The 26,516-nt window shown below is 59.6% G+C and carries 23 protein-coding genes; 11 read left to right on the top strand and 12 right to left on the bottom strand.

From position 1 onward, the window contains the following. Nucleotides 1-27 precede the first annotated feature (27 nt). The 3 genes from cobT to BLQ98_RS07215 all read right to left on the bottom strand — a co-directional run bounded on the left by cobT (nt 28) and on the right by BLQ98_RS07215 (nt 3,920). Nucleotides 28-1,905: a cobaltochelatase subunit CobT gene (gene cobT, locus BLQ98_RS07225; protein ID WP_093732667.1), complete on the bottom strand. Its 1,878-nt coding sequence runs from the start codon at nt 1,903-1,905 to the stop codon at nt 28-30. Between the two features lie 159 nt (nt 1,906-2,064). After that, complete coding sequence (gene cobS, locus BLQ98_RS07220; protein ID WP_414718557.1) at nt 2,065-3,069, bottom strand: cobaltochelatase subunit CobS; 1,005 nt, start codon at nt 3,067-3,069, stop codon at nt 2,065-2,067. Between the two features lie 224 nt (nt 3,070-3,293). Continuing rightward, complete coding sequence (locus BLQ98_RS07215) at nt 3,294-3,920, bottom strand: J domain-containing protein (RefSeq protein ID WP_093732666.1); 627 nt, start codon at nt 3,918-3,920, stop codon at nt 3,294-3,296. 74 nt (nt 3,921-3,994) lie between these two features. Here BLQ98_RS07215 and BLQ98_RS07210 point away from each other — a divergent pair, with 74 nt between their 5' ends. Next, nucleotides 3,995-4,252, top strand: coding sequence for a BolA family protein (locus BLQ98_RS07210; protein WP_093732665.1), 258 nt, complete (start codon nt 3,995-3,997; stop codon nt 4,250-4,252). A 10-nt stretch (nt 4,253-4,262) separates the two neighbouring features. Here the strand turns inward: BLQ98_RS07210 and BLQ98_RS18615 are convergent, their stop codons facing one another. The 4 genes from BLQ98_RS18615 to BLQ98_RS07190 all read right to left on the bottom strand — a co-directional run bounded on the left by BLQ98_RS18615 (nt 4,263) and on the right by BLQ98_RS07190 (nt 8,435). Further along, nucleotides 4,263-4,937: a DUF4177 domain-containing protein gene (locus BLQ98_RS18615; RefSeq protein ID WP_335755013.1), complete on the bottom strand. Its 675-nt coding sequence runs from the start codon at nt 4,935-4,937 to the stop codon at nt 4,263-4,265. A 46-nt stretch (nt 4,938-4,983) separates the two neighbouring features. Continuing rightward, on the bottom strand, nt 4,984-5,451 hold the full coding sequence (locus BLQ98_RS07200; RefSeq protein WP_093732664.1) for a thioesterase family protein: 468 nt from the start codon (nt 5,449-5,451) through the stop codon (nt 4,984-4,986). Nucleotides 5,452-5,530: 79 nt separating this feature from the next. Beyond that, the gene (gene gatB / locus BLQ98_RS07195; RefSeq protein ID WP_093732663.1) at nt 5,531-7,042 is read right to left on the bottom strand and encodes an Asp-tRNA(Asn)/Glu-tRNA(Gln) amidotransferase subunit GatB; all 1,512 of its coding nucleotides are present in this window, start codon (nt 7,040-7,042) and stop codon (nt 5,531-5,533) included. A gap of 112 nt (nt 7,043-7,154) precedes the next feature. Then, complete coding sequence (locus BLQ98_RS07190) at nt 7,155-8,435, bottom strand: hypothetical protein (RefSeq protein ID WP_244148384.1); 1,281 nt, start codon at nt 8,433-8,435, stop codon at nt 7,155-7,157. 240 nt (nt 8,436-8,675) lie between these two features. Between BLQ98_RS07190 and BLQ98_RS07185 the strand changes: the two genes are divergently transcribed. Further along, the gene (locus BLQ98_RS07185) at nt 8,676-9,521 is read left to right on the top strand and encodes a transglycosylase SLT domain-containing protein (RefSeq protein ID WP_093732661.1); all 846 of its coding nucleotides are present in this window, start codon (nt 8,676-8,678) and stop codon (nt 9,519-9,521) included. 59 nt (nt 9,522-9,580) lie between these two features. Here the strand turns inward: BLQ98_RS07185 and pepN are convergent, their stop codons facing one another. Next, nucleotides 9,581-12,133, bottom strand: a complete 2,553-nt coding sequence (gene pepN, locus BLQ98_RS07180) for an aminopeptidase N (RefSeq protein ID WP_093732660.1) — start codon at nt 12,131-12,133, stop codon at nt 9,581-9,583. Between the two features lie 115 nt (nt 12,134-12,248). On the opposite strand from pepN, the gene BLQ98_RS07175 reads away from it, so the two are divergent. The 5 genes from BLQ98_RS07175 to BLQ98_RS07155 all read left to right on the top strand — a co-directional run bounded on the left by BLQ98_RS07175 (nt 12,249) and on the right by BLQ98_RS07155 (nt 16,432). Continuing rightward, entirely contained in the window at nt 12,249-12,545 is a 297-nt protein-coding gene (locus BLQ98_RS07175; protein ID WP_093732659.1) for a hypothetical protein, read from the top strand. Nucleotides 12,546-12,656: 111 nt separating this feature from the next. Then, nucleotides 12,657-12,821 (top strand): DUF2256 domain-containing protein, encoded by a 165-nt coding sequence (locus BLQ98_RS07170; RefSeq protein ID WP_093732658.1) that lies wholly within the window; start codon nt 12,657-12,659, stop codon nt 12,819-12,821. 105 nt (nt 12,822-12,926) lie between these two features. After that, nucleotides 12,927-15,068 carry a malate synthase G gene (locus BLQ98_RS07165; protein WP_093732657.1) on the top strand — a complete coding sequence of 714 codons (2,142 nt, stop codon included), beginning with the start codon at nt 12,927-12,929 and terminating at the stop codon, nt 15,066-15,068. Nucleotides 15,069-15,154: 86 nt separating this feature from the next. Next, entirely contained in the window at nt 15,155-15,580 is a 426-nt protein-coding gene (locus tag BLQ98_RS07160; RefSeq protein WP_093732656.1) for a GlcG/HbpS family heme-binding protein, read from the top strand. 75 nt (nt 15,581-15,655) lie between these two features. After that, a complete protein-coding gene (locus tag BLQ98_RS07155) occupies nt 15,656-16,432 on the top strand; it encodes a gamma-glutamyl-gamma-aminobutyrate hydrolase family protein (RefSeq protein ID WP_093732655.1) in 777 nt (258 codons plus the stop codon). Between the two features lie 261 nt (nt 16,433-16,693). Here the strand turns inward: BLQ98_RS07155 and BLQ98_RS07145 are convergent, their stop codons facing one another. Next, nucleotides 16,694-17,446, bottom strand: coding sequence for an SDR family NAD(P)-dependent oxidoreductase (locus tag BLQ98_RS07145; protein ID WP_093732653.1), 753 nt, complete (start codon nt 17,444-17,446; stop codon nt 16,694-16,696). A 246-nt stretch (nt 17,447-17,692) separates the two neighbouring features. On the opposite strand from BLQ98_RS07145, the gene BLQ98_RS07140 reads away from it, so the two are divergent. The 4 genes from BLQ98_RS07140 to BLQ98_RS07125 all read left to right on the top strand — a co-directional run bounded on the left by BLQ98_RS07140 (nt 17,693) and on the right by BLQ98_RS07125 (nt 23,154). Then, nucleotides 17,693-19,267, top strand: a complete 1,575-nt coding sequence (locus BLQ98_RS07140; protein WP_093732652.1) for a Re/Si-specific NAD(P)(+) transhydrogenase subunit alpha — start codon at nt 17,693-17,695, stop codon at nt 19,265-19,267. A gap of 13 nt (nt 19,268-19,280) precedes the next feature. Beyond that, nucleotides 19,281-20,714 (top strand): NAD(P)(+) transhydrogenase (Re/Si-specific) subunit beta, encoded by a 1,434-nt coding sequence (locus tag BLQ98_RS07135; protein ID WP_093732651.1) that lies wholly within the window; start codon nt 19,281-19,283, stop codon nt 20,712-20,714. Between the two features lie 123 nt (nt 20,715-20,837). Further along, entirely contained in the window at nt 20,838-21,737 is a 900-nt protein-coding gene (locus BLQ98_RS07130; protein WP_093732650.1) for an MBL fold metallo-hydrolase, read from the top strand. A gap of 133 nt (nt 21,738-21,870) precedes the next feature. Beyond that, a complete protein-coding gene (locus BLQ98_RS07125) occupies nt 21,871-23,154 on the top strand; it encodes a DUF3422 family protein (protein WP_093732649.1) in 1,284 nt (427 codons plus the stop codon). 2 nt (nt 23,155-23,156) lie between these two features. Here BLQ98_RS07125 and BLQ98_RS07120 read toward each other — a convergent pair whose 3' ends face one another. The 3 genes from BLQ98_RS07120 to BLQ98_RS07110 form a co-directional block, all read right to left on the bottom strand. Further along, entirely contained in the window at nt 23,157-24,191 is a 1,035-nt protein-coding gene (locus BLQ98_RS07120) for a YeeE/YedE thiosulfate transporter family protein (RefSeq protein WP_093732648.1), read from the bottom strand. A 163-nt stretch (nt 24,192-24,354) separates the two neighbouring features. Next, nucleotides 24,355-25,353 carry an ABC transporter permease gene (locus tag BLQ98_RS07115; protein WP_093732647.1) on the bottom strand — a complete coding sequence of 333 codons (999 nt, stop codon included), beginning with the start codon at nt 25,351-25,353 and terminating at the stop codon, nt 24,355-24,357. Continuing rightward, a complete protein-coding gene (locus BLQ98_RS07110; RefSeq protein ID WP_093732646.1) occupies nt 25,346-26,413 on the bottom strand; it encodes an ABC transporter permease in 1,068 nt (355 codons plus the stop codon). Before BLQ98_RS07110 ends, BLQ98_RS07115 begins: the two co-directional genes overlap by 8 nt. Nucleotides 26,414-26,516 lie beyond the last annotated feature (103 nt).

Raw genomic sequence — 26,516 nt, 5'->3', positions numbered from 1 at the left:
AAACTCCCCGCGGAGCGTCCTTGACCCTCAGCTTGCGCGGCGCATGCCCATGACACGGGCGCGTTTGCGCGGATCGGTGTCGAAAAGGGCGGCCAGCTGCTCTGTCATGGCACCGGCCAACTGGTCCACATCCGTGATCGTGACGGCGCGGTCATAATAGCGGGTCACGTCGTGGCCGATGCCGATGGCCAGCAGCTCTACCGCCTTGCGCTTTTCGACCATCGCGATCACGTCGCGCAGGTGTTTTTCCAGATAGTTGGCGGGGTTCACCGACAGGGTGCTGTCATCTACGGGCGCGCCGTCGCTGATCACCATCAAGATCTTGCGGGACTCGTGCCGTGCGATCATCCGGCGGTGGGCCCATTCCAGCGCCTCGCCGTCGATGTTCTCTTTCAGCAGGCCTTCCTTCATCATCAGCCCCAGATTGGGCCGCGTACGCCGCCAGGGGGCGTCTGCGGATTTATAGATGATGTGGCGCAGGTCATTCAGACGGCCCGGCTGGACCGGACGGCCATCGTTCAACCATGCCTCACGGGCTTGGCCACCTTTCCAGGCGCGGGTGGTAAAGCCCAAAATCTCGACTTTGACGTTGCAGCGCTCCAGCGTGCGGGCCAAAACATCGGCGCAAATCGCGGCGATAGAGATCGGACGCCCGCGCATCGAGCCGGAGTTATCGAGCAGCAGCGTCACGCAGGTATCGCGGAATTCGGTGTCCTGTTCGACCTTGAACGACAGTGGCGTCGTGGGGTTGGCCACGACACGGGCCAGACGACCGGCATCCAGCGTGCCTTCTTCGAGATCAAATTCCCACGACCGGTTTTGCTGCGCCTGCAAGCGGCGCTGCAGCTTGTTCGCCAGTCGGCTCACCGCGCCCTTCAATGGTTCAAGCTGCTGGTCGAGATAAGCGCGCAACCGTTCAAGCTCTGCCGGTTCGGCCAAATCCGCCGCACCGATCACCTCGTCGTGGTCGGTCTGGTACACCAGATAATTCGGGTCCGCATCCGATGCCTGCGGCGGAGCGGGAGGCTCCATCGGGGCGTCGCCATCGGGCATCTCGGCTTCTTCGCCAAGCTCTTGATCGGCGGTGTCATCCATCGACACCTGCGCTTGGGATTCATCTTGCTGTTGCTCTTGCGACTGTTCGGGAGAGGCTTCCGCCTCGTCCTCGTCCTGTTCGTCTTGACCGGTGCTATCGGGCTCTTGCTCTTCTTCGGTGCCTTCTTCCTCGGCACTGTCCTGATCATCGTCGCCTTGGTCGGGGTCATCGCCCAGCTGATCGCCATAGCCCAGATCGACGATCATCTTGCGCGCAAAGCGGGCAAAGGCAGCCTGATCATCCAACGTGTCGTTCAGCGTCTCGAGCGTGCCGCCGGCCTGATCCTCGATATAGCCGCGCCACAGGTCCATTGCGTTGGCGGCACCGGCAGGCATATCGCGCCCCGTCGCCAGATGGCGCACTAGATAGCCTGCTGCCGTCGCCAAAGGCACGTCAGAGGGTTGCTTGGCCTGATCGTACCCTTTGCGCAGGGAGTCGTATTTGATCTTTGCGTCGATGTTGCCGGCGGTGCCGGGCATGTCACGTGCGCCCACGGCTTCGCAGCGGGCGGTTTCCATCGCCTCATATAGGTCGCGGGCCATGTCACCGGCGGGCATATATTTCGAATGGGTCTGGCCGTTATGGTAGCGCCGGTTCAGCGCGAGCGCGTCGGCGGTGCCGCGGGCCAGCAGGACTTCCTCGCGGGTCATGCGGCGGCTGACCTGTGGCAAGCGCATTGAATCGCCGCTCAGCCCCGATGGATCGACGGAGTAGCTCACCGTTAGATCGGGATCTTTCGACATGACTTTGGTTGCTTCGGCCAAAGCCTTTTTGAACGCGTCGGCGGGGTTATCTGATTGTTTGCTCATGTCATTCTCCCATCCGAGTGCGGCCGAAGTGCGGCTTTGGTCACCGCGGCCACACGAAAAGGGGCGCTGCGGTCAGGCTGTTGTCCACCGACCCTAGGTGCCGGTGGACGTCTTTTTCGTCACCCCTCCTGCCAACGCGGGCACAGGGGGGATGGTGGCTTAGCCAAGGCTCAGGCTTGCGGCGGATTCTGGCAGCTCTTCGTCGAACAGGCGCTGATAGAACTCGGCGACGGTCTGGCGTTCAAGTTCATCACATTTGTTGAGGAACGACAGGCGGAAGGCATAACCCACATCGCGGAAGATCTCGGCGTTCTGGGCCCAGGCAATCACGGTACGCGGCGACATGACGGTCGAGAGTTCGCCGTTCATAAAGGCGGTCCGCGTCAGGTCGGCGACGGTGACCATCTGCTTGATCGTCTTGCGGCCCTTGTCCGTGTTGTAATGCGGGTTCTTGGACAAAACGATCTGCGTTTCCGCATCGATGCTGAGATAGTTCAATGTGGCAACCAGCGACCAACGGTCCATCTGACCTTGGTTGATCTGCTGCGTACCGTGGTAAAGGCCCGTGGTATCGCCCAGACCAACAGTGTTGGCGGTTGCGAAGATGCGGAAATAGGGGTGGGGTTCGATCACTTTGTTCTGGTCAAGCAGCGTCAGCTTGCCGTCAACTTCCAGCACGCGCTGGATCACGAACATCACGTCGGCACGGCCCGCATCATATTCGTCGAACACAATCGCAGTCGGGTTGCGCAGCGCCCAAGGCAGGATGCCTTCCTGGAAATCGGTAACCTGCTTGCCGTCTTTCAGCTTGATCGCATCCTTACCGATCAGGTCGATCCGGCTGATGTGACTATCAAGGTTGACCCGTACACAAGGCCAGTTCAGCAGGCTTGCCACCTGTTCGATGTGGGTGGATTTACCCGTCCCGTGGTAGCCCTGAACCATCACGCGACGGTTGTGGTTGAAGCCCGCGAGGATCGCCATCGTGGTGTCAGGGTCGAATTTATAGGTGCTGTCCAGATCGGGAACGCGGCTTGTGCGTTCGTCAAAGCCGTGCACGACCATGTCGGTGTCGATGCCAAAGACTTCGCGAACGGAGATCTCTTTGGTGGGTTTGGTTGTGAGGTCCAATGAGGTCTCGGCCATATTCTGTACGTCCTTCATGCTTCTGTCCTGCGCACCGCCTGCGGATCAGGGGGTGGCGTCCACGGCAACATATCTTTCCTGAGCGTGAGGGAAAGGGGCAATTCGCACCTGCGGCAAAGTCGCAAAGACCTGCGGGGGACGAAAAAGGGGCGGCGCATCTGTCTACACCGCCCCGTCTGTCTGGCTATGGCACGCGCTTCACGCGGTGGCCGATGCCCTCGGCCGGCCGGAATGGTGCTGCATCAGTCCTTGAAGTTGCGACTGCCCTTGAGCTGGTCCCAGGCCCAGACGACCAGCTGCAACTGCTCTTCCTGACTGCGATCACCGCCATTCATATCGGGGTGCAGTACCTTGATAAGCGCCTTATACGCCTTGCGCACTTCGGGCTTGCTCCAGGTGTCCTTGGCCTCGAGGATTTCCAGAGCGCGCCGTTCTGTGGGGGGCAGGCGGCGTCCGGCGGCAGGCCCCTTGCCGGGGTTCTGCGTCGCGTTTTTGCCCAAGACCTGATGCGGGTCTTCGATGCCCAAACGCGCCCAAGCCCGTGCTTCGGGATCGCCAAGCGGCTTGGTGGTGCGTTCCCACACTTTGTCCTTGGATTGCTGGGCGTTTAATTCTGCCTCTGTGGTGCCGTCAAAGAAGTTCCACTTGAGGTTATATTCGCGCACGTGCTGCTGGCAGAACCAGAAATAGTCATCCAGCACGTCAGGTGCTTTTGGCGCACGGTATTTGCCGGCTTCCTCGCAGCCTTCGTGCGAACAGACGCGTTGTGATGTCTCGGACGCGCCGGACATCCCGCGACGGCCGCGGGGATTTTTCTTTTTCGAAGACGACACAGACATGTCGAATCCAAAGGGATCACTTTTGGGCATGATATGGACCTTTCCGACTCAGGCCGGTCAGTTTAGACCTTGGGCTCAAAGATTGAAGGGGGCTAAGCTAAAAAATGTCAGTGACACAAGAAATTGCCGACCGGCTGGAAGAGGCGTTTGCACCGTCGGAATTAAGCGTCGTTGACGATAGTGAAAGCCACCGTGGGCATGGTGGCTTCCGCGAGGGGGGTGAAAGTCATTTTAATGTGAAAATTCGGTCCGCCCATTTCAAGGGGCTGTCCCGGGTTGCGCGTCATCGCGCTGTGCATGATGCGCTTGGTCCCGACTTAATCGGCCGCATTCACGCACTGGCGCTGGATCTCGACGTCTGACAGGGGCCCCTTAGTCCGGGGTCTTATCGACCTTGGACGCGGGGACGTCTTCGGGGGCAGGGGCGTCTTTGGTTTCATCCGAAGCCCTCGCAGCTTTTTCGTCCACGGACTTTGTCTGGGGATCGCCGGCGGGTTTTTCCTCGGAAGTGTCGATTGATTTTGTCTGGCTGTCAGTCTCGACTTGCGTCTTTGCCGCTAGCTTTTCGGCCTCGGGCTTGCTTTGCGCAGGGACTTCGACCGTGCTTGCTTTGCGTCGCGACGCCAGTGCGTTCAGCATTGTCGGAGCAACCGCCGCCGTTTCTTCATCCTCGTCGGTTTCACCGTGCTGATCCTCGAAATAGCTTTCGTCCTCTGCGTTGTCCGTGTTCGCGTCCAAAGCAGTGGCTTCGGGCTCTTCCATCGTATCTGACGGAGGAGGGAGCAGTTCAGTAGGGGCCGTGTCCGGCGCTTCCTCGCGTAGGCGGCGAAACACCAGTACATTACGCCATTCCGTCGTGCTGCCGGTCAGCCCCACGCGTTCAGTCGATGGCAGAGTCTCTGCCCGCTGATACTCCCAGCCGTAACCTGAAAGACCATTCATAAGCTCCTGAATCGCATGGGAAAACCGCGCTTCAGCACCTTTGATGTTCTTGACCTTCAGCCCTTTGGTGGGGGCGGGTACAACTTTGTATTCATAGCGTGGCATGTGGGCTGGCTTTCGGGTCAAAAGAGGTCAAACAAGAGGGCGCGGATCAGCGTTTCAGCCCGATTTTACGGCCAGCCTGTTCAGGGTAGGGCAACGTCGCGTGGGCCGATCTCATCGCTTCTAGCCGGGCCATAATATCGGCGGGCATCGGGGCCACACGGGGGGCCGACTGATCGATATGCAGCGTCAGCGCTTCGCCGGTGGCCGCCAGCCAACCGTCTTCGTGCCAGAGCTGCGTAAACGAATGGAAACGCTTTTCATCAAAGTCGAGCAGTTGGAACGTGCAATAGGTTGACGCGCCCTCGTGCAACTCGCGCAGATAACAGACGTGGAATTCGGCCACATAAGTGGTGTGACCTGTCTTTTGATACTCTGGTCCGAACCCGATCTGATGGTAGGCATCATCGACCGCGTTATCCATCAACACCGAATAATAAGCCATGTTCAAATGGCCGTTAAAGTCGATCCATTCGGGCTGTACAAGGCGCGGCGATGACCGGAAGGGCGTATCCATAAAAGACCTTTCAAAGCGTGTCAGAGGGTGAGCGTGGCGAGAAAAGGGCCGGGGCTTTGGTAAACCCCGGCCCGACGCCTTAGCCGTTCAGCTTTTGTGCAACGATCTGGTTCACCGCTTTGGGGTTCGCCTTACCGCCAGTGGCCTTCATCGTTTGCCCGACGAACCAGCCCGCCAGTTTCGGATTCTCGCGCGCTTTGGCGACCTGATCGGGGTTCGCGGCGATGATCTCGTCCACGGCGGCTTCGATGGCACTGGTGTCTGTGACCTGCTTCATCCCGCGTTCTTCGACGATCACGGCAGGGTCACCACCTTCGGTATAGACGATTTCAAACAGGTCCTTGGCGATTTTGCCGGAAATCGCGTCAGACGCGATCAGGTCGATAACGTCGCCCAGCTGGGCAGGGCTGACGGGGCTGTCGGTGATGGCTTTCTCGTCTTTCTTGAGGCGGCCGAAAAGTTCGTTGATCACCCAGTTCGCCGTCATCTTGCCGTCTCGGCCCTGTGCGGTCGCCTCGAAGTAGCCCGCGCTGTCCAGATCTGAGGTCAGAACCGACGCATCATAGTCGCTGAGGCCAAAGTCATTGATAAAGCGCGCTTTCTTGGCGTCGGGCAGTTCGGGCAGGTTGGCACCGATGTCATCAACCCACGCCTGTTCGATGACCAGTGGCAGCAGATCGGGGTCGGGGAAGTAGCGGTAGTCATGCGCCTCTTCTTTGGAGCGCATGGAGCGGGTTTCCTGCTTGTCCGGATCAAACAGACGGGTTTCCTGCACCACTTCGCCGCCGGCTTCGACGATGGCGATCTGGCGCTTTGCTTCGACGTCGATCGCTTGTTGGATGAACCGCATGGAGTTCATGTTCTTGATTTCGCAGCGCGTCCCGAGGTGGCTAAAGTCCTGCGTCGCCTGATATTTCTCGTATTGGCCGGGCAGGCAGATTGACACGTTCACATCCGCACGCATCGCGCCAGACTGCATATCGCCATTGCACGTACCGAGATACCGCAAGATCTGGCGCAGCTTGGTCAGATAGGCAGCAGCCTCTTCGGGGCCGCGAATGTCGGGCTTGCTGACGATTTCCATCAGCGCGACACCGGTGCGGTTCAGGTCCACAAAGGACATGTTCGGGTCCATGTCGTGAATCGATTTGCCCGCGTCCTGTTCCAAGTGAATTCGTTCCACGCGCACCAGACGCGCTGTATTGTCGCCGAGCTCTACCAGCACTTCGCCTTCGCCCACGATGGGGTGGTACAGCTGCGAAATCTGATAGCCCTGCGGCAGATCGGGGTAGAAGTAGTTCTTGCGGTCAAAGGCGCTGTGCAGATTGATCTCGGCCTTGAGGCCCAGACCCGTGCGCACGGCCTGTTCGACACAGAATTCATTGATGGTGGGCAGCATGCCGGGCATGGCCGCATCCACAAAAGATACGTTGTTGTTGGGCTCTGCGCCGAATTTCGTCGAAGCGGCGGAAAAGAGTTTCGCGTTCGACATGACCTGCGCGTGCACCTCCATCCCGATGACCAGTTCCCAGTCATGTTTGGCACCCGCAATGGTGCGCACTTTGGGGGTGTCATAGGTCAGGTCAAGCATGGGGGCACCTTTGGCGTCAGAAACAGAACGCCTTGGTCATAAGACAGGGGGCGGGGTGCTGCAAGAGGGGGGCAGCGCCAATGCGTGTGCTGATCCGCTTTGGATGTTGGCGTTAGGCGGTCATTGCCTGCGGTCCATTGCTGGTGAACACGATGCGTTGCCCCGATGCGAGTTCGGAGCGAAACAGGCTGTTGATCACTTGCATCGCATCATCGCGGCCAGAGGCGGCGAATTTATGCGGCGACCGGATGCGCAGGTTATTGTTGAACCCGTGGGCCGCGTGGGCCCAGATCATCGGGTGGAGCTCGGTCAGATGTGCACGGATGATCCAATCGGTGCAGGCCCCAATTTGGGCGCGGATATTGTCGGCGCGTTCATCCCCGCCGCCGCCAAAGCTGGGCATATTGGCGCAATAGGCCGCCAGCAGGTTCGCACAATACGCGGTCGAATGATGGGCTAGAATATCGCGCAGCCCGTCGATGAAATAATCAACGTCCAGATTGGCGCATGCCGTGTCATCCGCGCAGATGGCGTCAAACATAACCCAGGTATAGCCACCGGCACCCCAGACATTCTGCACACGTGCGGCGGTGCGGCGCGCCTCAAGCTCAAGCTCGGTATAGCCACCGTGGTGGCGCGGCAACATGTGGTTGCCCAAGGCGCGCATCGGTCGCGGGTTGAGCGGGTTGAGCAGAATGAGCTGTTCGTAGCTTTCGCGCAGCCCGCCTTGGTGGTGCAGCGGGCCGCTGACATGAGCACAACGGGTCGCCGCTACCAGCGCGCTGGTGGGATGCTGTTCGATGAACGGCGCGATAATCTCTCCCGCGCGCTCAAAGTGGGCGATGCAGGCGTCGCGGTTGCGTTGGGGCAGTACGGTGCTTTCGCCCTTGCCGCGCCATGCCCAGCCGATGTCGATATGGGCCTGGGCGACGACACAGGCGACGACATAATCATCTTCATGCGCGTCCAGCACATGTTCGAAATCCTCGATTCCGCTGAGCAGCGCTTTGGCAAAGCCGCTGTCGACATCTTCGATCGCGTGTTCCGTCGCCATCACAACATCAGCGCGCGCACCAAGGGCCATCAGCTCGGCCACAGGCATAGATCCGGGGGTAAGGGTGTTGTCTGCGTCAGCGCGGCGAATTGCCTTGGACAGACCAGCCCAGTTTTCCTGCCGCACTAGTTTTTGCCCAAGCTGGTGGTTTTCATCGCATAGGCGGTCTTCGGCGGTGGGATCGGGGCAGTCGATGCAAAGCATCTCTTGCGGTGACGCGGGGACAGTGTCGGCGCACGCAGGAGCAGAGGGGGCAGGCGTTTCTTGATTCTGCGGATGGGGCTCGCGGCGACGCGGTGCACAACCAAGGTCGCCTGTTTCCAACAGCAGCGTTGGCATGCTTTTGCGTTTGAATAATTTCTTGAGGTGCAGCATCGGTTGTCCAGTCTTGGGTAAGCCCGTCTTCTGCTGATGAAACTGGCGGGATATTTGGGCACCAAGATGGCATCGCGGTGGTCAGTCTGGGATTTTCCTATCGCGGAAATGCAATTTAAGGCTGAATAATGCCTGATTGTTCAAAGACTGGAGACGATGGCACCGAACGCGCTATGTTGTGCGCGAATACGAGTGAGGGGACACATGTCTGTAAAGAATAGTGCACGCCGCAAAAGACTGCGACGCGATGGCTCGCCGCGCGTGATTCTGGGGTCTGCTGTGATCGCGCTTTGCCTGTGGGGGGGCGTGACGCTGCCCGCTGTCGCCGAGACGGTGAATGTTCTGCGCCCGATCGCGCGCGGCGCGGTCAGTGACCCTGCGCCGGCTACGGCCCCGACGGCCCCGCCGATCGAACCCGCACCTGCGCTGACCGGGGAGGACGGCGGGTCCAAGCCTGACCTCACCACTGCGGCGCCGATCACCCTTTACGATGTCTCTCCGCCTGCGCGCAGCGCGGTGATCCCGCGCACAAGGTGGCAACACCGGCGCGGTCACGCGATCTGGACCCGAACAGCGCTGTCAGCGCTCAAGTCTCATGGCAAGCCCTTGGTTGATATGGTGCCCGCCGATGTCGAAGAATGGTGCCCTGCCTATCCCACCGCCTCGGACGCGGATCGTCGCGCGTTCTGGGTCGGGTTTATGTCGGCCCTCGCAAAACACGAAAGCACCTATAAGGCGCGCGCCGTCGGTGGCGGCGGGCTTTGGTATGGGTTGCTACAGATTTTACCTGCCACGGCACGCGGCTATGGGTGCAATGCTGGCACGGGCGCTAGTCTGCAAAACGGCGGCGCGAACCTGAGCTGCGCCATACGGATCATGGCGGTGACGGTGCCCCGCGACGGTGTGATCTATGGGCGCGGCGGAAAAGGCGTGGCCGCCGATTGGGGGCCCATGCGCAGCCCCGCAAAGCGCAATGACATGGCGGGCTGGTTGAAACGGCAGACCTATTGCAAACCGCTAGACGCTGTGCGCCCGAAAGCCCGTCCCTAAGTTGGATCAATGCAAGCGGGGTAGGCAAGGTGCCCGCATGCGGGACACCTCAGTTTTCGTCACGCGCCGCGGATACGCGACAGCATCTCGGTGGTGTCGCGCGACAGACCAGACTGTGACAGGATGCGGTCCAGCTCTGCCTTGATCATCGCTTGGCGGTCGCTGTCATACCGCTTCCACGTCTGGAACGCCGAACACATGCGCGCGGTGGTTTGCGGGTTCACCGGATCAAGCTTTATCAGCCAGTCCGCCAGCAAACGGTAGCCTGCGCCCGAAGCATGGTGAAAGCCCGCGTGATGCGCGGCAAAGGCCCCCAGCACAGCGCGGAACCGATTGGGGTTCTTCCAGTTGAAGTCGGGGTGTTTGGTCAGCGTTTCGACGACTTCGTGGGCGTCTTCGGGGTCGGCTTCTATCACTTGCAGGCCAAACCATTTGTCCATGACCAGCCGGTCCGCTTTCCATTGTCCCTCGAACGCGTCGACGGCTTTGTTGCCGCGACCGGCGCGGATCAGGTTGGCCAGCGCGGAAAGCTGCTGGGTCATATTGTCAGCCGCGTCATACTGTTCTTGCGCCAGTGCGCCGTCGTCATTGCGCGTCAGCAGGGACAGCGCAGCATTGGACAGCGCCCGCTTGCCCGCTTGTTTCGCGTTGGGTTCAAACGGAGCGTCGACCGTGTGACGGCGATAGAGCGTCGGCAGCAGATCGGCAAAAGCCTCTGCCATCGTGGCGCGGGTTGCCTCGGTGGCGGCATAGATAATGTCGGGGTCGGGGGTGTCGCCCGCCTCTGACAAAGCGCGCGCCAGATCGGATTGCGACGGCAGGCCCAACATCAGCGCACGATACGCCGGATCAAGAGTTTCATCACCGATCACCGCACGGATACCGGCCAGCCAGTCCTTGTTGGGGGCCTTGCCCTCGCGGATCATCCCTAGCAGCGAGCCATAGGCCAGCATGCGCCCCTGTTCCCAGCGGTTAAAGGGGTCGGTGTCATGGGCCAGCAGGTGCGCACGATCTGCGTCCGACAGGTCTTGGGTCAGGACCACGGGCGCGGAAAAGCCGCGTAGCACCGATGCGACGGGCCGCGTCCCCAGACCGTCGAAGACAAAGCTCTGTTCGGCCTGCGTCATCTCGAGCACCGTTGTTTCCTCGACCTCGTCGCCGTCTTGACCGATCAGCCCGACGGCAATCGGCAGCACATGAGGCTGCGGATCGGTTGTGGCATCGCTGGCCGGCGTGTGCTGCTTAAAGTGCAGCGTCAACGTGCCGTGGTCCCAGCTTTCGTTGACGGACAACAGCGGTGTGCCGGCTTGGGAATACCAGCGCTTGAACTGCGCCAGATCGCGGCCAGTGGTGTCTTCGAATACTTGCAGCCAGTCTTCGATGGTGCAGGCCTGCCCGTCGTGACGGTCAAAATAGAGGTCGAGCGCTTTTGAATAGGCCTCGTCCCCGACCAGCAGCTTGAGCATGCCAATCACCTCGGCCCCTTTTTCGTAGACCGTGGCGGTGTAGAAGTTATTTATCTCTTGAAAGCTTTCGGGCCGCACGGGGTGGGCCAGCGGGCCTTGGTCTTCGGGAAACTGACGGGCGCGCAGATCGATCACATCGCCAATCCGTTTTACCGCAGCCGAGCGCATGTCAGAGGTGAATTGGCTGTCGCGGTAAACGGTCAGCCCTTCCTTGAGGCACAGCTGGAACCAATCGCGGCAGGTGATCCGGTTGCCGGTCCAGTTGTGGAAGTATTCATGCGCGATAATCGCCTCGATCCGTTCAAAGTTCATGTCGGTCGAGGTTTCGGGGCTGGCCAGCACGGCAGAGGAGTTGAAGATGTTCAGCCCCTTATTCTCCATTGCGCCCATGTTGAAATCATCCACTGCAACGATGTTGAACAGATCAAGATCGTATTCACGGCCATAGACGTCTTCGTCCCACTTCATGCTGTCTTTCAGCGCCTGCATGCCAAAGGCGCATTTGCCCTCGTCACCGGGGCGCACATAAAGGTTCAGGTCGACGGCGCGGCCCGATTTCGTGGTGAAACTGCCGGGATGCGCCACCAGATCTCCCGCGACGAGTGCAAAGAGGTAAGCGGGCTTGGGCCACGGGTCATGCCATTCAGCTGTGTCGGTACCGCTGCTGACGGGGTTGCCGTTGGACAGTAAAACGGGGTGCGGGCCGTTGATGGTGACAGTAAAGACCGCCATCACATCGGGGCGGTCGGGATAATAGGTGATCTTGCGAAAGCCTTCGGCCTCGCATTGGGTGCAATACATGCCGTTCGACATATAAAGCCCCTCAAGCGCGGTATTGCCCTGCGGGTCGATCTCCACCTCGGCTTCCCAGATAAACGGGGCGTCGGGCACGTCGCAGGTCAGTCCTTGCGGGGTCACTTCGGGCGATACCGGCGCGCCATCAATCGAAGCAGTGACAAGCGACAGGTTTTCGCCATGCAGGAAGAATGTGCGATCACTGGCATCGGGGTTGGGGCGGAAGGCAATCCGGCTTTTGACGCGGGTCTTGCGCGGGTCCAGATCGAAATGCAGCGCGACATGGTCGATGATGAAGCCGTAGGGGGTATAGTCGGCCAAGTATATCGTCTGGGGGGCAGCGTCGCGCATGTATTTTCCTTCTGTTTGGAACCGAATGTCCAATGTCCAAGTTAGCCCTGCACAATGGCGCCTGCAAGGTCGCCACCCGATAAGATCAACCTACACCGACCCATCGGAGGGCACCATGTCTGCACCCGACACAAACATTGAGAAGCAAGAGAAACAGCACAAGCCTGCGCTGCTTGGCGTAAAGGGGGCGATCATCTTCGGCGTCGTCATCACCGCAATTCTCGGATTTATTCTGATGGGTAATGGCCGCGAAGACCATCAGCCCGCGGCAGAGGAAGCGACGCAAGGTATCACCACCGATAGCACCGTGCCTGCCGTGACCGACGCCGAACCCAACGGCGCATCGCAAGCTGATGATACAAACGCCGCGCCGGTTGATCCCGTCGCACCGGGAACGAACGAAAGCAACTGAGTTTCCGCGACGCTTAATTAACGATTGAGAATTTAACGATTTGGACGGCAGACTTTGGCAACAAGGTCTGCCGTTTTTTATGCGTGCCGCATTGCGAACGAGGGAAATGCCATGGCGAAAATGCGCAAAAAGTCAGAGTTGCCAACAAAGATCTGCCAGCGTTGCGGCCTGCCCTTTAGCTGGCGACGCAAGTGGGCACGTGATTGGGAAGCGGTGAAGTACTGCTCTGAGAGGTGTCGGAAGGCGGGGGGGCTCTGCGGCCGAGCGGTAAGGTAGCGGCGCATTGGTAATATATTATTACCAATAAATGTTGCCCCACGCTGGCATACCTTCTAAGCCTGTTGTCAAAGCGATACCCATGCGAGCAACAGGAGCTAAGAGATGACACAGCGTAGCGATAAGAACGGCCTTCAGGTTGCCGCCGAACTGGTGGAATTTATCGAAGGCTCGGCGCTGCTCGGCACTGGCATTGATGCGGGCACATTCTGGGCGGGGCTAAGCGATCTCGTGCATGATCTGGGCCCAAAGAATCGCGCCTTGTTGCAGACGCGTGAAGAGATGCAGGCCAAGATCGATGTTTGGCACAAAGATCGCGCCGGCCAGAACCATGACGCCGACGTCTATAACGCCTTTCTGCGTGAGATAGGGTATCTCGTGCCCGAAGGCCCCGCATTCGAGATTGATACCCAAGGTGTCGATCCCGAAATCGCGCAGGTCCCCGGACCGCAGCTGGTCGTTCCTATTACCAACGCCCGCTTTGCCCTGAACGCCGCCAACGCGCGGTGGGGCAGCCTATATGACGCGTATTACGGCACGGATGCGCTAGGGGATTTGCCGAAGGGCAAGGGCTATGACGCAGAGCGTGGCGCGCGGGTTGTGGTTCAGGCCAAGGCGTTTCTGGATGAAGCAGCCCCGCTTGTCTCTGGCAGCCATACGAATGTGACCGGATACGCCGTCGCAGACGGGGCACTGACACCTGCGTTAAAAGATGCGGCGCAGTTTATCGGCTACCGCGGGGATGCGGCTGCGCCTGATGCAATCTTGCTGCGCAACAACGGCTTGCACATCGAAATTCAGATCGACGCTACGCATAACATCGGCAAAACCGATCCGGCGGGCGTGGCCGATGTGCTGCTGGAATCCGCGATGTCTACGATCATGGATTGCGAAGATAGCGTTGCCGCTGTGGACGCCGAAGACAAGGTTGTCGCCTATGGCAACTGGTTGGGCCTGATGAGGGGCGATCTGTCCGAGACGTTCGAAAAGGGTGGCCAGCAGGTGACGCGCGAGATGAACGGCGATCGCGACTACACCGCCCCGGACGGCAGTACGCTGACGCTTAAGGGGCGGTCGCTGATGCTGGTACGCAACGTGGGTCACCTGATGACGAACCCCGCCATTCTGGACCGCGACGGGCTGGAGATCGGCGAAGGGCTGATGGACGCGATGGTGACCACGCTTATCGCGATGCACGATCTGCAAAAGACTGACGGTATGCGCAACTCGGTCGCGGGCTCGGTCTATGTGGTTAAACCCAAGATGCACGGGCCCGAGGAAGTCGCCTTTGCGGATGAGATATTTACCCGGGTAGAGACCGCGCTGGGGCTGCCGGCCAATACCGTCAAGCTGGGCATCATGGATGAAGAGCGCCGCACATCGGTCAACCTTGCCGAGTGTATCCGCGCAGCCAAGTCCCGCGTTGCTTTTATCAATACTGGTTTCCTCGACCGCACGGGCGACGAAATTCACACCTCCATGGAGGCAGGGCCGATGGTGCCCAAGGGCGAGATGAAAAACGCCCCCTGGATCAGCGCCTATGAGGATCGTAACGTTGATATCGGTCTGGCCTGCGGCCTGCAGGGGCGCGCGCAGATCGGCAAGGGGATGTGGGCCATGCCTGATCTGATGGAAGCCATGCTGGACGCCAAGATCGGCCATCCCAAAGCAGGCGCAAACTGTGCCTGGGTGCCATCGCCCACGGCTGCGACGTTGCACGCAATGCACTATCATACCGTCAATGTGCTGGCGCGTCAGGACGAGATTAAACGGGGCGGTGCCCGTGGGACGCTGGAAGACCTGCTGACGATCCCCGTACTTGCGGGGCGCAACCTGTCTGACGCCGATATCGCACAGGAGGTCGAGAACAACGCGCAGGGCATTCTGGGCTACGTCGTGCGTTGGATTGATCAGGGCGTTGGCTGTTCAAAAGTGCCGGACATCCACGACGTCGGCCTCATGGAAGACCGCGCGACCTGCCGCATCTCGGCACAGGCATTGGCGAATTGGCTGCATCACGGCGTGATTTCCGAGGATCAGGTGACCACAGCGCTGAAAAAGATGGCTGGGGTGGTGGACCGGCAGAACGTGGGCGATCCGCTGTACCAACCCATGGCCCCCGGCTTTGACGGAGTTGCCTTTCAGGCCGCTTGCGATCTGGTGCTGAAAGGGCGCGTGCAGCCGTCGGGCTATACCGAACCTGTCCTGCACGCCCGCCGGTTGGAGCTGAAAGCCGCACAAGGCTGAACGTGTCTTACCGGAAGAGGCGAGGGGCCAAGCCCCTCGTGCTCCCCGGAGTTTACTTAGCAAAATGAAGCAAAGATGAGGATAGAATGACAGTCACATTAGAGCAGGCGCGGATCATGATCGCCGAAACGTTTAAAAAGGGCCACGAGCTGGGGTTGAAACCCCTGTCAGCCGTGGTGCTGGACGCAGGCGGCCACGTGCAGGCTTTCGAGCGTGAAGACGGCGCGGCCCCTGGCCGGTTCGGCATCGCCCACGGCAAAGCCTATGGCGCGGTGATGTTGGGTATGGCCGGGCGGGCGCAAATGGCGCGGGCCGAGCAGCAAGCCTATTTTATGGCGGCGGTGAACGGTGTTTATGGCGGGGCCGTGGTGCCTGTACCGGGCGGTTTGCTGCTGCGCGACGCGGCGGGCGTTGTGATCGGCGCGCTGGGCGTGACCGGGGATACATCGGACAATGATGTACTGGCTGCGCTGGCCGGGATTGGCGCTGCAGGGCTGATCGGCGAGGAATAGCGGTGGGCTTTGGGGTGTTGAGGTCGGATTGAGGACGCGGTAGGCTTTGAGTGAAATCAAAATCTGAGGCTGAATATGGCGCGTCCTGTTGTTGGTATTGTCGGAAACACCAGCCTGTTGAATGACCAATACCCGATCCACGCGGCGGGCACGATGAACACCATCGCGGTGGCGCAGGTGTCTGGCTGTTTGCCGTTGATCATTCCCAGCGATCCGTCCTTGGTGTCGGTCGACGAGTTGCTTGAAAGCTGCGACGGCTTCTTGCTGACCGGCGGGCGACCCAATGTGCACCCCGAAGAATACGGTGAGTCCGCGACAGAGGCACATGGCACCTTTGACCGTGCCCGCGACGCCATTGCCCTTGGGCTTGTGCGCGCCTGTGTCGAGAGGGGGCAGCCGTTCTTTGGCGTGTGCCGTGGGTTCCAAGAGGTTAATGTGGCCATGGGCGGGACGCTCTATCCTGAGATTCGAGAATTGCCGGGACGGATGAACCACCGTATGCCGCCCGATGGCACGATGGAGCAGAAGTTCGAGCTGCGCCACGATGTGACTTTTACCCAAGGCGGCGTGTTTCACGAGGTGTTGGGAGCCCCGAAGGTGCGAACGAATACTCTGCACGGGCAGGGGATCAAGGCGGCGGGTCCGCGTGTGGTGATCGATGGATTTGCCGAAGATGGCACACCAGAGGCGATTTATATCAAGGATGCCCCCGGGTTCACTCTTGCTGTGCAGTGGCACCCCGAATGGGATGCGGGCAATGACCCTGTGTCGCGCCCCTTGTTTGAACGCTTCGGTGCGGCAGCGCGGGCATGGGCCGACAGCAAGCAACAGCGGATGTTGAAGTCAGCCTGACAGGTTACCTCGACAGCGTGATGCGCCGTCGCGATGATTTGACGGGATGCGAAAGATAACGTGCCGTCAATATGTCGATCTTTTTCCAAGTGAAATTGCTGGATTGCACAGCAGGTTTCTGAGGCTGCAAACCGGAGCTTTGCCTTATCCGGCAGCTGCGAAAGGCTGCGGCATTTTGGGGCAGTGTATTGGGGGCTGTGATCTTTTGCATGGGGCGACCTTAGCCGCCCCAAGGTTAACAAACTATGACCAGTATCGCAGTTACATGTCGCCGCCGGTGACCTGAATGCACTGGCCATTGATGCTTTGTGACCCCGGCCCGGTCAGCCATGTGGCGGCAGCTGTGACCTCGGACACGTCGATCAGTCGTTTATGTGGGTTTGAATTCACCATGATCGCGCGTGCTTTTTCTTCTGAAATACCAGCACGTTCCGAGATTGACGCGGTGTTGCGCGATACGATCGGGGTGTCCACGTAGCCAGGGCAGATCGCGTTGAACGTATAGGGCTGCCCCAGATAGTCCGCAGCCAGTGATTTGATCAGCCCAATCATCCCGTGTTTCGACGCAGAGTAGGCCGCCGCGCCGGGCAGGCCGCGCAATCCGGCCATGGAAGAGATCGCAATGACCCGGCCCCAGTCGGTGCCGCGCATCGTCTTTAACGATTCGCGGATCGTAAGAAAGGCACCATCCAAATTGGTGGACATCATGTTGCGCCAGAATTCCATGTCTGTCTTATGCACGGCCTTGCCCTCGGCAATACCGGCGTTGGGAATGCAAATCTGGATCGGACCGTGGGCTTTGACAGCTGCGGCGATCTTGGCGACCACGTCTTCCTCGCTGCGTACGTCCATCGCCATACCGGTCATGTTATCGCCTGCGACCTCGTCCAGCACCTCTTGGCGACGGCCGGTGATCGTTACATGCGCGCCCCGTGCCGCCAAATCCCGTGCGATATCCAGACCGATGCCGGTGCCGCCGCCTGTGATCAGTGCGTGTTTTCCCTGTAGGTCCATTCTGCTCTCCCTTATGAAATGGAACGTGATGACGGGCATGCTGTCGGCAGCGAGGGACAGGTGCAAGGGCGCGCGCGTTTTCACGCAACGTCGCAAACCCATAAATGCGGCTGTTAGCGCTATTGATGGTGCAAATCGCTGTTCTAATTATGTCCGTCTCTTGTACTATAGGAACCCAAGCGCTATCGCTCTGGGTAATATTATTGCGCCACGCGAGGCGTAGAAGCACCAACGGGGGACTCTGGATTGAAGATCGGGACGCCAAAAGAAACATTTGAAGGGGAAAATCGCGTTGCGATGACCCCGGAATCAGCACTTCAGCTGCAAAAGCTCGGTCACACTTGTCTGATTGAAGCTGGCGCAGGCGAGGCGGCTGGTTTTTCCAACGATAAATATGTTGAAGCCGGGGTAGAGGTGATCGACACAGCGGCTGAGCTTTGGGAAACGGCGGATGTCGTGGCCAAGGTCCGTGTCCCCAGCACCGCCGAGATGGCGATGATGCGGTCCGACCAGACGCTGATTTCCTTCTTCAGCCCTGTGGCCGACGAAGCCAAGATGAAAGAGGCAGCTGAAAAAGGCACCACTGTTGTCGCGATGGAGATGATCCCTCGGATCAGCCGCGCCCAGAAAATGGATGCACTGTCGTCGATGGCGAACATCGCGGGCTACCGTGCGGTGATCGAGGCGGGCAACAACTTTGGCCGCTTCTTTACCGGTCAGATCACAGCCGCGGGCAAAGTGCCTCCGGCCAAGGTTCTGGTTGTCGGTGCAGGTGTTGCCGGTCTGGCAGCGATCGGGACCTCAACGTCGTTGGGCGCGATCACGCTGGCCTTTGACGTACGCCCCGAAGTTGCCGAGCAGGTCGAATCGATGGGTGCCGAATTTGTGTACCTCGATTTCGAAGAAGAGCAGCAGGACGGCTCCGCCTCTGGTGGCTATGCCTCTGTTTCCTCGCCTGAATTCCGCGAAGCGCAGCTGGCCAAGTTCCGCGAACTGGCCCCCGAAGTTGATATCGTCATCACCACCGCGTTGATCCCTAACCGCGAAGCGCCAGAGCTGTGGACCGAAGATATGGTCGCGGCGATGAAGCCCGGGTCGGTGATCGTCGATCTGGCGGCGGAAAAAGGCGGCAACTGCAAACTGACCAAGATGGACGAGAAAATCGTGACCGAGAATGGTGTGACCATCATCGGCTACACCGATTTCCCAAGCCGGATGGCAACGCAGGCTTCGACGCTGTTCTCGACCAACATTCGCCACTTGCTGACCGATCTGACACCGGAAAAAGACGGTGTGATTAACCACAACATGGAAGACGACGTGATCCGTGGGGCAACCATCACCCACGACAAGGAAGTCACCTTCCCGCCGCCCCCGCCCAAGGTCGCGGCAATTGCGGCGGCTCCGAAAAAGGACAAGCCCAAGGAACTGACGCCGGAAGAGAAACGCGCAAACGAAGTGGCGGCCTTCAAGACGCAGACCCGCAATCAGGTTGGCCTGCTGGCCATCGGTGGCGTGCTGCTGTTGGCGGTGGGTCTGGTCGCGCCGGCCAGCTTTATGCAGCACTTTATCGTATTCGTGCTGTCCGTGTTTATCGGCTTCCAGGTGATCTGGGGTGTGGCGCACAGCCTGCACACGCCGCTGATGGCCGTGACCAATGCGATTTCGTCGATCATCATTTTGGGGGCGGTCATGCAGATCGGGTCCGGGTCGTTCCTGGTGATTATTCTGGCCGCGCTGTCGGTGTTTATGTGCGGGATCAACATCTTTGGTGGCTTCCTCGTGACACGGCGCATGCTTGCCATGTTCCAAAAATCGTAAAGGGTTCAGGTAAATGGATTTTGGTTTTACAACAGCGGCTTACGTAGTCGCCGCCATCCTCTTCATCCTCAGCCTTGGCGGGCTGTCGGGGCAGGAAAGCGCAAAGCGTGCCGTATGGTACGGGATCGTGGGCATGGCCTTGGCCGTGGTTGCGACATTGATCGGGCCGGGGGCCGGGTTCTGGCTGCTGTCGCTGATCCTGATCGCGGGTGGCGGTGCCATCGGTTATCAACTGGCGACAAAAGTACAGATGACGCAAATGCCTGAACTGGTTGCTGCAATGCACAGCCTTGTGGGTCTGGCGGCGGTTTTCGTCGGCTATAATGCGCATATTGAACTCGGCAACTTGCTGGCGATGGATGACACTGCCCGCAAAGCGACCGAAGGGTTTGCAGCCCTGCTTGCCAAAAAAGACAGCGTCGAGATCGCGATCTTGCGGGTTGAGCTGTTCCTTGGCGTGTTCATCGGTGCCATCACCTTTACCGGGTCTGTCATTGCCTATGGCAAGCTGGCGGGGCGTGTGGATACGTCGGCGACAAAACTGCCGGGCGGTCACATCCTGAACGCATCTGCAGCGGGTTTGTCGCTGCTGTGTCTGGTCTGGTACTTCAACACAGGTGGTTTCCTGCCGCTGTTCATCATGACACTGGCGGCGCTGTTCATCGGCTACCACCTGATCATGGGCATCGGCGGCGCGGATATGCCCGTGGTTGTTTCGATGCTGAACAGCTACTCTGGCTGGGCGGCGGCAGCGATTGGTTTCAGCCTTGGCAACGATCTTTTGATCGTTGTCGGTGCGCTGGTCGGCTCGTCGGGTGCGATCCTGTCCTACATCATGTGTAAGGCGATGAACCGGTCGTTCGTCAGCGTGATCCTCGGCGGCTTCGGCGGTACCTCTGGTCCGCAGATGGAAGTCGAGGGCGAGCAGGTTGCTATCGACACTGACGGTGTGGCAACGATGTTGAACGAAGCCGACAGCGTCATCATCATCCCCGGTTACGGCATGGCGGTGGCTCAGGCGCAGCAAGCCGTGAGCGAGCTGGTCAAAAAGCTGCGTGCCCAAGGCAAGAACGTGCGTTTCGCCATTCACCCCGTTGCGGGGCGTCTGCCGGGTCACATGAACGTGCTGCTGGCCGAGGCCAAAGTGCCTTATGACATCGTGATGGAAATGGACGAGATCAACGATGATTTCCCGTCGACCGACGTGGCGATCGTGATCGGGTCCAATGACATCGTGAACCCTGCCGCACAGGACGACCCCAACAGCCCCATCGCCGGTATGCCGGTTCTGGAATGCTGGAAGGCAAAGAACGTCATCGTGTCCAAGCGCGGGCAGGGGACAGGCTATTCCGGTATCGAGAACCCGCTGTTCTTCAAGGACAACACGCGGATGCTTTATGGCGACGCCAAGGCGAGCCTCGACAAGCTGCTGCCGTTGATCGACTGATCACGCGACAGGCGACAAACCAATGGGCGGTGCAGCGATGCGCCGCCCTTTTTTGTATTCAGGACGGTCTATGGAACCCAAGCGCCTTGCGAGTGTTGAATTGTCATATAGGAGGATTTTAATATGAAGTTTTCGCGCACCAGCCCGTCAACCGGCCCCGGTTCCCCCGAAGTCACCGGCTTTTACGATGACGATAGCGGCAGTATCCAGTATCTGGTCGCTGATCCCGCCACATCCAAAGCAGCGGTGATTGACGTGGTTCTGGGCTTCAGCCCGCAAAGCGCCGCCACTGATACGCAGAATGTTGATACGATCCTGCGTCATGCCGACGCGGCAGGATACCAGATCGAATGGATTCTCGATACACATCCCCATGCCGATCACCTGATGGCATCCCATGAGCTGAAACGCCGGTTGAACAAACCCAATGCCATTGGGTCCAAAATAACCGAGATTGCCGAGCTCTGGCGCGACTACTACCACATGCCAGACGCCTTCGATCCCGCCTCCGATTTTGACCATCTGTTTGACGACGGTGATACCTTTACCATCGGCGATCTGCCGGTCCGCGTGATGTTGTCTCCGGGGCATACGCTGGGGTCGATTTCTTATGTGGTGGGGTCGGATGCCGCCTTTGTACACGATAGCTTTATGCAGCCCGATGTCGGCACCGCCCGCGCCGATTTTCCCGGTGGCACGGCGGCTGAGCTCTATCAGTCGCTACAAGAAATTCTTGCACTGCCCGATGCGACTCGACTGTTCGTTGGCCATGACTACGGGACCGACTATCGCCCGCAGCCCACGTGGGAATCGACCGTGGCTGAACAGCGCAGACATAATGCGCATATCGGGAGCGGTGTCTCACTCGACCGCTTTGTCGATTTGCGAGAGGCACGGGACAAGACACTGTCCTTACCGGACCGGATGTTACACGTCTTGCAGCTGAACCTGAGGGCAGGGCGCTTGCCGGACGCAGAAGAAGACGGCCACGCTTATCTGAAAATCCCGCTCAACCGTTTCTGAAAAAGCGATGCTACTGCGGGCGGTATCCTGCGGTATACGGATAAGCCCATGAAAGCTATGTCAAATATCCCTAGGCGAACGGTGGTAACCGCGCTAGGTTGCCCCGATCATACCCCTGCAGAAAGCCCTCATCGTGCCTGCTCTCGACGATCACCCCCTGCGCTATACCCTGAATAGCGAGCTTCACGCACGCCCGTTTCCCTCGCTTATAACACCCCATATGGCGGCCTATCTTGCGGTGCGCCCGATAGGGGACGCCGTAACGCGCGACCGGTCGGTTGATCTGCAGCAGTTACGTGCCTTGCTGACCCACTACGGTGCGCCCCTCCCGGCGGAGGACGCGACCCATTATTTCGGGCCGATGGGCAAATATACCCTGAAATGGGAACAGCATACCGAATTCGTGACCTATACCGTGTTTCTTGATCAGATCGGTCAACGCCCTTTTGATCCGGCAGAGTTTGATGTCTTTCCCGAAAATTGGCGCGCCGATCTGAAGGCAGAACGCATTACGTCGATCCTGCTGCGGCTGGTGCCGCGTCCTGCCGAGGACGCGCAGATCGCGGAGGCGCTGCAAGATTGGTTCGTCCCGGAAAGCTTGGCAGTGGCGTCTGTGCTGGAAGATGCCGCAGTCATCGCCAGTGATTTCCGCATCGATCCGGCGGGCCACATGCGCATGGCGGTCTTCGCATCGGAAGGCACCGGCAGCCGCCGTCTGGGGCGCATCGTGCAAAGGTTGTGCGAGATCGAGACCTATAAATCCATGTCGATGCTCGGCTTCGCAAAGGTGCGCGAGTTCGCCGCCCAACTTGACCGGCTCGACGCAGAGCTGATTGACCTGATGGCGGGCATGGCAGGCACATCTGCTATGGCCGAAGACACGTTGCACCGCTTGCTGGATATCTCGGTCGGGCTAGAGGCGCTGTCGGCCGATGCGTCTTACCGTCTAGGCGCAACAGAGGCCTATCAGGCCATCGTATCACAGCGGATCGGAGCGCTGCGCGAAACCCGCTTTATGGCGCGACAGGGTTTTGATGAATTCATGATGCGCCGCTACGAGCCTGCGATGCGCACGGTGAAATCGTCCGAAACACGCCTGAACAAGATGTCCGCCCGTGCCAGCCGCGCCGCTGAACTGCTGCGCACACGGGTGGATGTGGAAAGGTCGGCGCAGAACCAGGCGATACTGGCCAGCATGGATAAACGCTCGGACCTGCAGTTGCGTCTACAGCACACGGTCGAAGGGCTCTCGGTCGTCGCCATCAGCTACTATGCGGTGTCACTGGTGGGCTATATGCTCTACCCGTTGGCCGAACGCAGCGGGATCAGCAAGGGCACGCTGACGGCCCTTGCCGTGCCTGTCGTGGTGATCCTCGTTTGGGGTCTTCTGCGCCGTTTGCGCCACAAGATCAAATAGCGTCAGCTGCCTGCAGGGGTTGCGCGCAATAGGGCATGCATGGCCAACACGCCGATGCCGATCATCACGATCGCCAATATGGCAGCCAGCGACAGCGTAGGCACGCCGGATAGTCCGGCACCCAGCGTACAGCCCCCTGCAAGCACACCGCCGACACCCATCAGCGCGGCACCGGCCAGATAGCGGCCGGTCTGGGTGGGGGTCTCGAAACTCTGCCAGCCAAAGCCGCCAAACAGCAGACTGGCCGCACAGGCTCCTAGAAATACGCCGCCCAGCAACCCGACGCCAAAGCCTGCGGGGATTGAACTGCTTGCCACCAGCCAGAACAACGTATCGGCAGAGGGCGACGTGAACGACAGGCTCTCCATCGCGATGGGATCGAATTCATCGAACAGAATAAAGCCGGTACCGATCCACGCCAACGGGACCAACAAGCCAATCAGCGCTGCCATCATCAGATGGGCCGGACGGTTCCCCGACCGCAGCGCCACGGCCAATGCGGCTACGACGATCAAGCCACCCCAAAGGGCCACGCCACCGGGCAGAGCGGCGAGGCTGATATACTCACCAAGCCCAAGTGTGACGCTGCCAAGCGCCACGCGCATCGGGGCCAACACACCTTTCAATGTCGCATGGGCCACGACTGCGAACACCACAACGACCATGGCCGCCCGTAAATTGCCAGACCCCGCCAGAATGGTCAGCCGCGAAATACAGCCCCGTGTCAGCACCATGCCCGCACCAAACAGCAGCCCGCCAAACCCAATCGCCAGATAGGGGAGGTCAGGCACCAGAAAACGATGATCGGCAAAGCTGATCCAGCCCAGCGCCACAGCGGCTTGCGTGCCCAAGACAGCAAAGGCCAGTGCCGTCAGCCAGACCCCTTTAGCCTCGCGCCGGTCTTCGCCGATCAGCGACCGGCGAAAACAGAACTTGGTGATCTGCCCCAGAACGCCAAAGATCACGCCCAAGGCCAGTGCGAACCAGACAGCCGCCTGCTGTGGCGTGGTGTTTTCAAAACCGAATTGCTCAAACATCTTTGCGTTCCCCTGACGACAGCACGCCAGTTCACTGACGCGGAAACCGCCCGAGTTCAAGTCTTTTGCGCCTCAACGACCAAGGGAGGCCGCAGCCTCCCTTCACCCTTTTTATAAATACTCAATCCTGGCCGTAGCCCCAAGCGCTATGACCGGCAGAGGATCACCGTCCGCGCAACCGCGGGTCCAGCGCGTCACGCAGACCGTCGCCAAGGTAGTTCACGCTCAGCACGGTCAGCGAGATCGCGACCCCCGGCAGGATCACCCGCTCGGGGAATTCCTGCATCCGTGACACGGCATCGGACAAGAGCTTGCCCCATGTCGGATAGTCCGATGGGAAGCCGACGCCAAGAAAGCTCAGTGCGCTTTCGGTGATGATCGCGGTCGCCAGTCCCAGCGTGGCCGAGACCATGATCGGAGAGATGACGTTGGGCAGCAGGTGCTTGCGGATGATCTTGCCCGACCGCGTCCCGATGGACCGCGCGGCGAGGATGAATTCACGCTCTTTCAGCGCCAAAATGTCGCCGCGCACGATCCGCGCGGTCTGCATCCACGACGTCAGCCCGATGATGCCGACGATCAGGATGAACATCCCGCCTTCGGGGCCGAACCGCGCATTCAGCGGTTGCCGGAACAGGGTCACCGCCAGCAGCGTCAAAGGCAGGATCGGCAGCGACAACACCAGGTCAGTGAACCGCATCAGCCAGAAATCGAGCCGTTTGAAGTAGCCCGAGATGACGCCGATGGCCGACCCGATCACCAGTGCCAGTCCCATCGCGAGCCAACCCACGGCCATTGACACGCGCCCGCCGGCGATCATCTGCGCCATGATATCACGGCCCAACTGATCTGTCCCAAAGGGGTGCGCCCAACCGGCCTTTGCTTCGCTGTCAAACAGCAGTTGATAGATCGGGCGCCAGTTCTTGTTGCGGATATCAAGCGCTTTGGGGTCCACGTCCCAAAGGAAGGGGCCAAATAGCACGGCGAGCGTGATGAACAGCAAGAAGCCTCCGCCAAAGACAGCACCCTTGTGTTTGCGAAACTGCTGCCAGACGTCGATCCACTGGCTGCGCGGCGGCTTTTGCGGCTCTTTATCGACTAGCGCGCCATAGACTTCGATGTCGGCCTCGATCGGGCTTGCGGGGGTGGCTTGCTCAGTCATAGCGGATCCTTGGGTCAAGCAGGCCGTATAGAACATCGGCAATCAGGTTGAACAGAACGATGAGGATGGCGAAGATAAAGGTCAGCGTCATCACCATCGGCAGGTCGTTGGCAAAAAGCGCGGTCAGCAGCAGCTGCCCGATACCATTCACCTTGAACACATTCTCGGTAATGATAGCGCCGCCAAAGATCGCGGGCATGCCAAGGGCAATCACCGTGACCACAGGGATCATCGAGTTGCGCAGCACATGGACCAGAACGACCGATTTTTCGCGCAGCCCCTTGGCGCGGGCGGTGCGCACATAGTCCTGGTTCAGGTTGTCCAGCATCGCGCCGCGCATATAGCGGCTGATCTGCGCGGTGGTTTGCAGCGCCAGCACCATCACGGGCATGACCATCTGCATGAACTGGATTTTGAAACTCTCCCAGTCGGTCACGACATGGGTCGTGTCATAGATCGACGGCAACCACCCCAGCGAGACCGAGAAAATCACGATCAGCAGCGGGCCGGTGAAGAAGGGGGGGATCGAAAAGCCGATCATGGTGACAAAGGTGCCCGCCTGATCGAACAGCGAATAGTGGCGGTAGGCCGAATAGATGCCAATCGGGATCGCGATCAGGATGCCCACGATATAGCTAAGCCCAACCACCCAAAGCGTCTGCGGCATCCGCTGGATCACGATATCCATGATCGGGCTGCGGGTTTGCCAGCTGATCGCACGCTGTACGGGGCGCACAGCGCCGGTGTCGGGGTCAATGAAGGTCGACAGGCTGGTGTCCGGCAGCCAGCCCAGCAGGAAGCTGTCGCGGGTGGCCCAGTCGATGAAGACCTGCGGTTCAACCCAGAAAAACTGGATCAGCCATTTATAGTATTGCACATAGATCGGCTGCCCGAGGCCAAGCGCCTCGCGCATTTTCTGTTTTACCTCTGGTGGGACTGTCAGCGGCACCTGGGCCATCGGATCGCCGGGGGCCAGTTGCAACAGCAGGAAGATTACCAGGCTGATAAACAAAAGCGTTGGTATCGACAAAAGTAGTCGACGAATGGTGAAGGTCAGCATGCACAGCGCCTTTGCAAGTCGGTCTAGGAGGAGGGAAAGCGTGTCAAAATCGGAGGGAGGCGCGATTTCGCACACATTCATAAAGGCATCAAGTCACGAGGAG

Origin of the sequence: Sulfitobacter litoralis, assembly GCF_900103185.1 — a bacterium.
Classification (GTDB): domain Bacteria; phylum Pseudomonadota; class Alphaproteobacteria; order Rhodobacterales; family Rhodobacteraceae; genus Sulfitobacter; species Sulfitobacter litoralis.
Note: the sequence above shows the minus strand (reverse complement) of the source record. Positions and strands in the feature narration are given on the sequence as shown.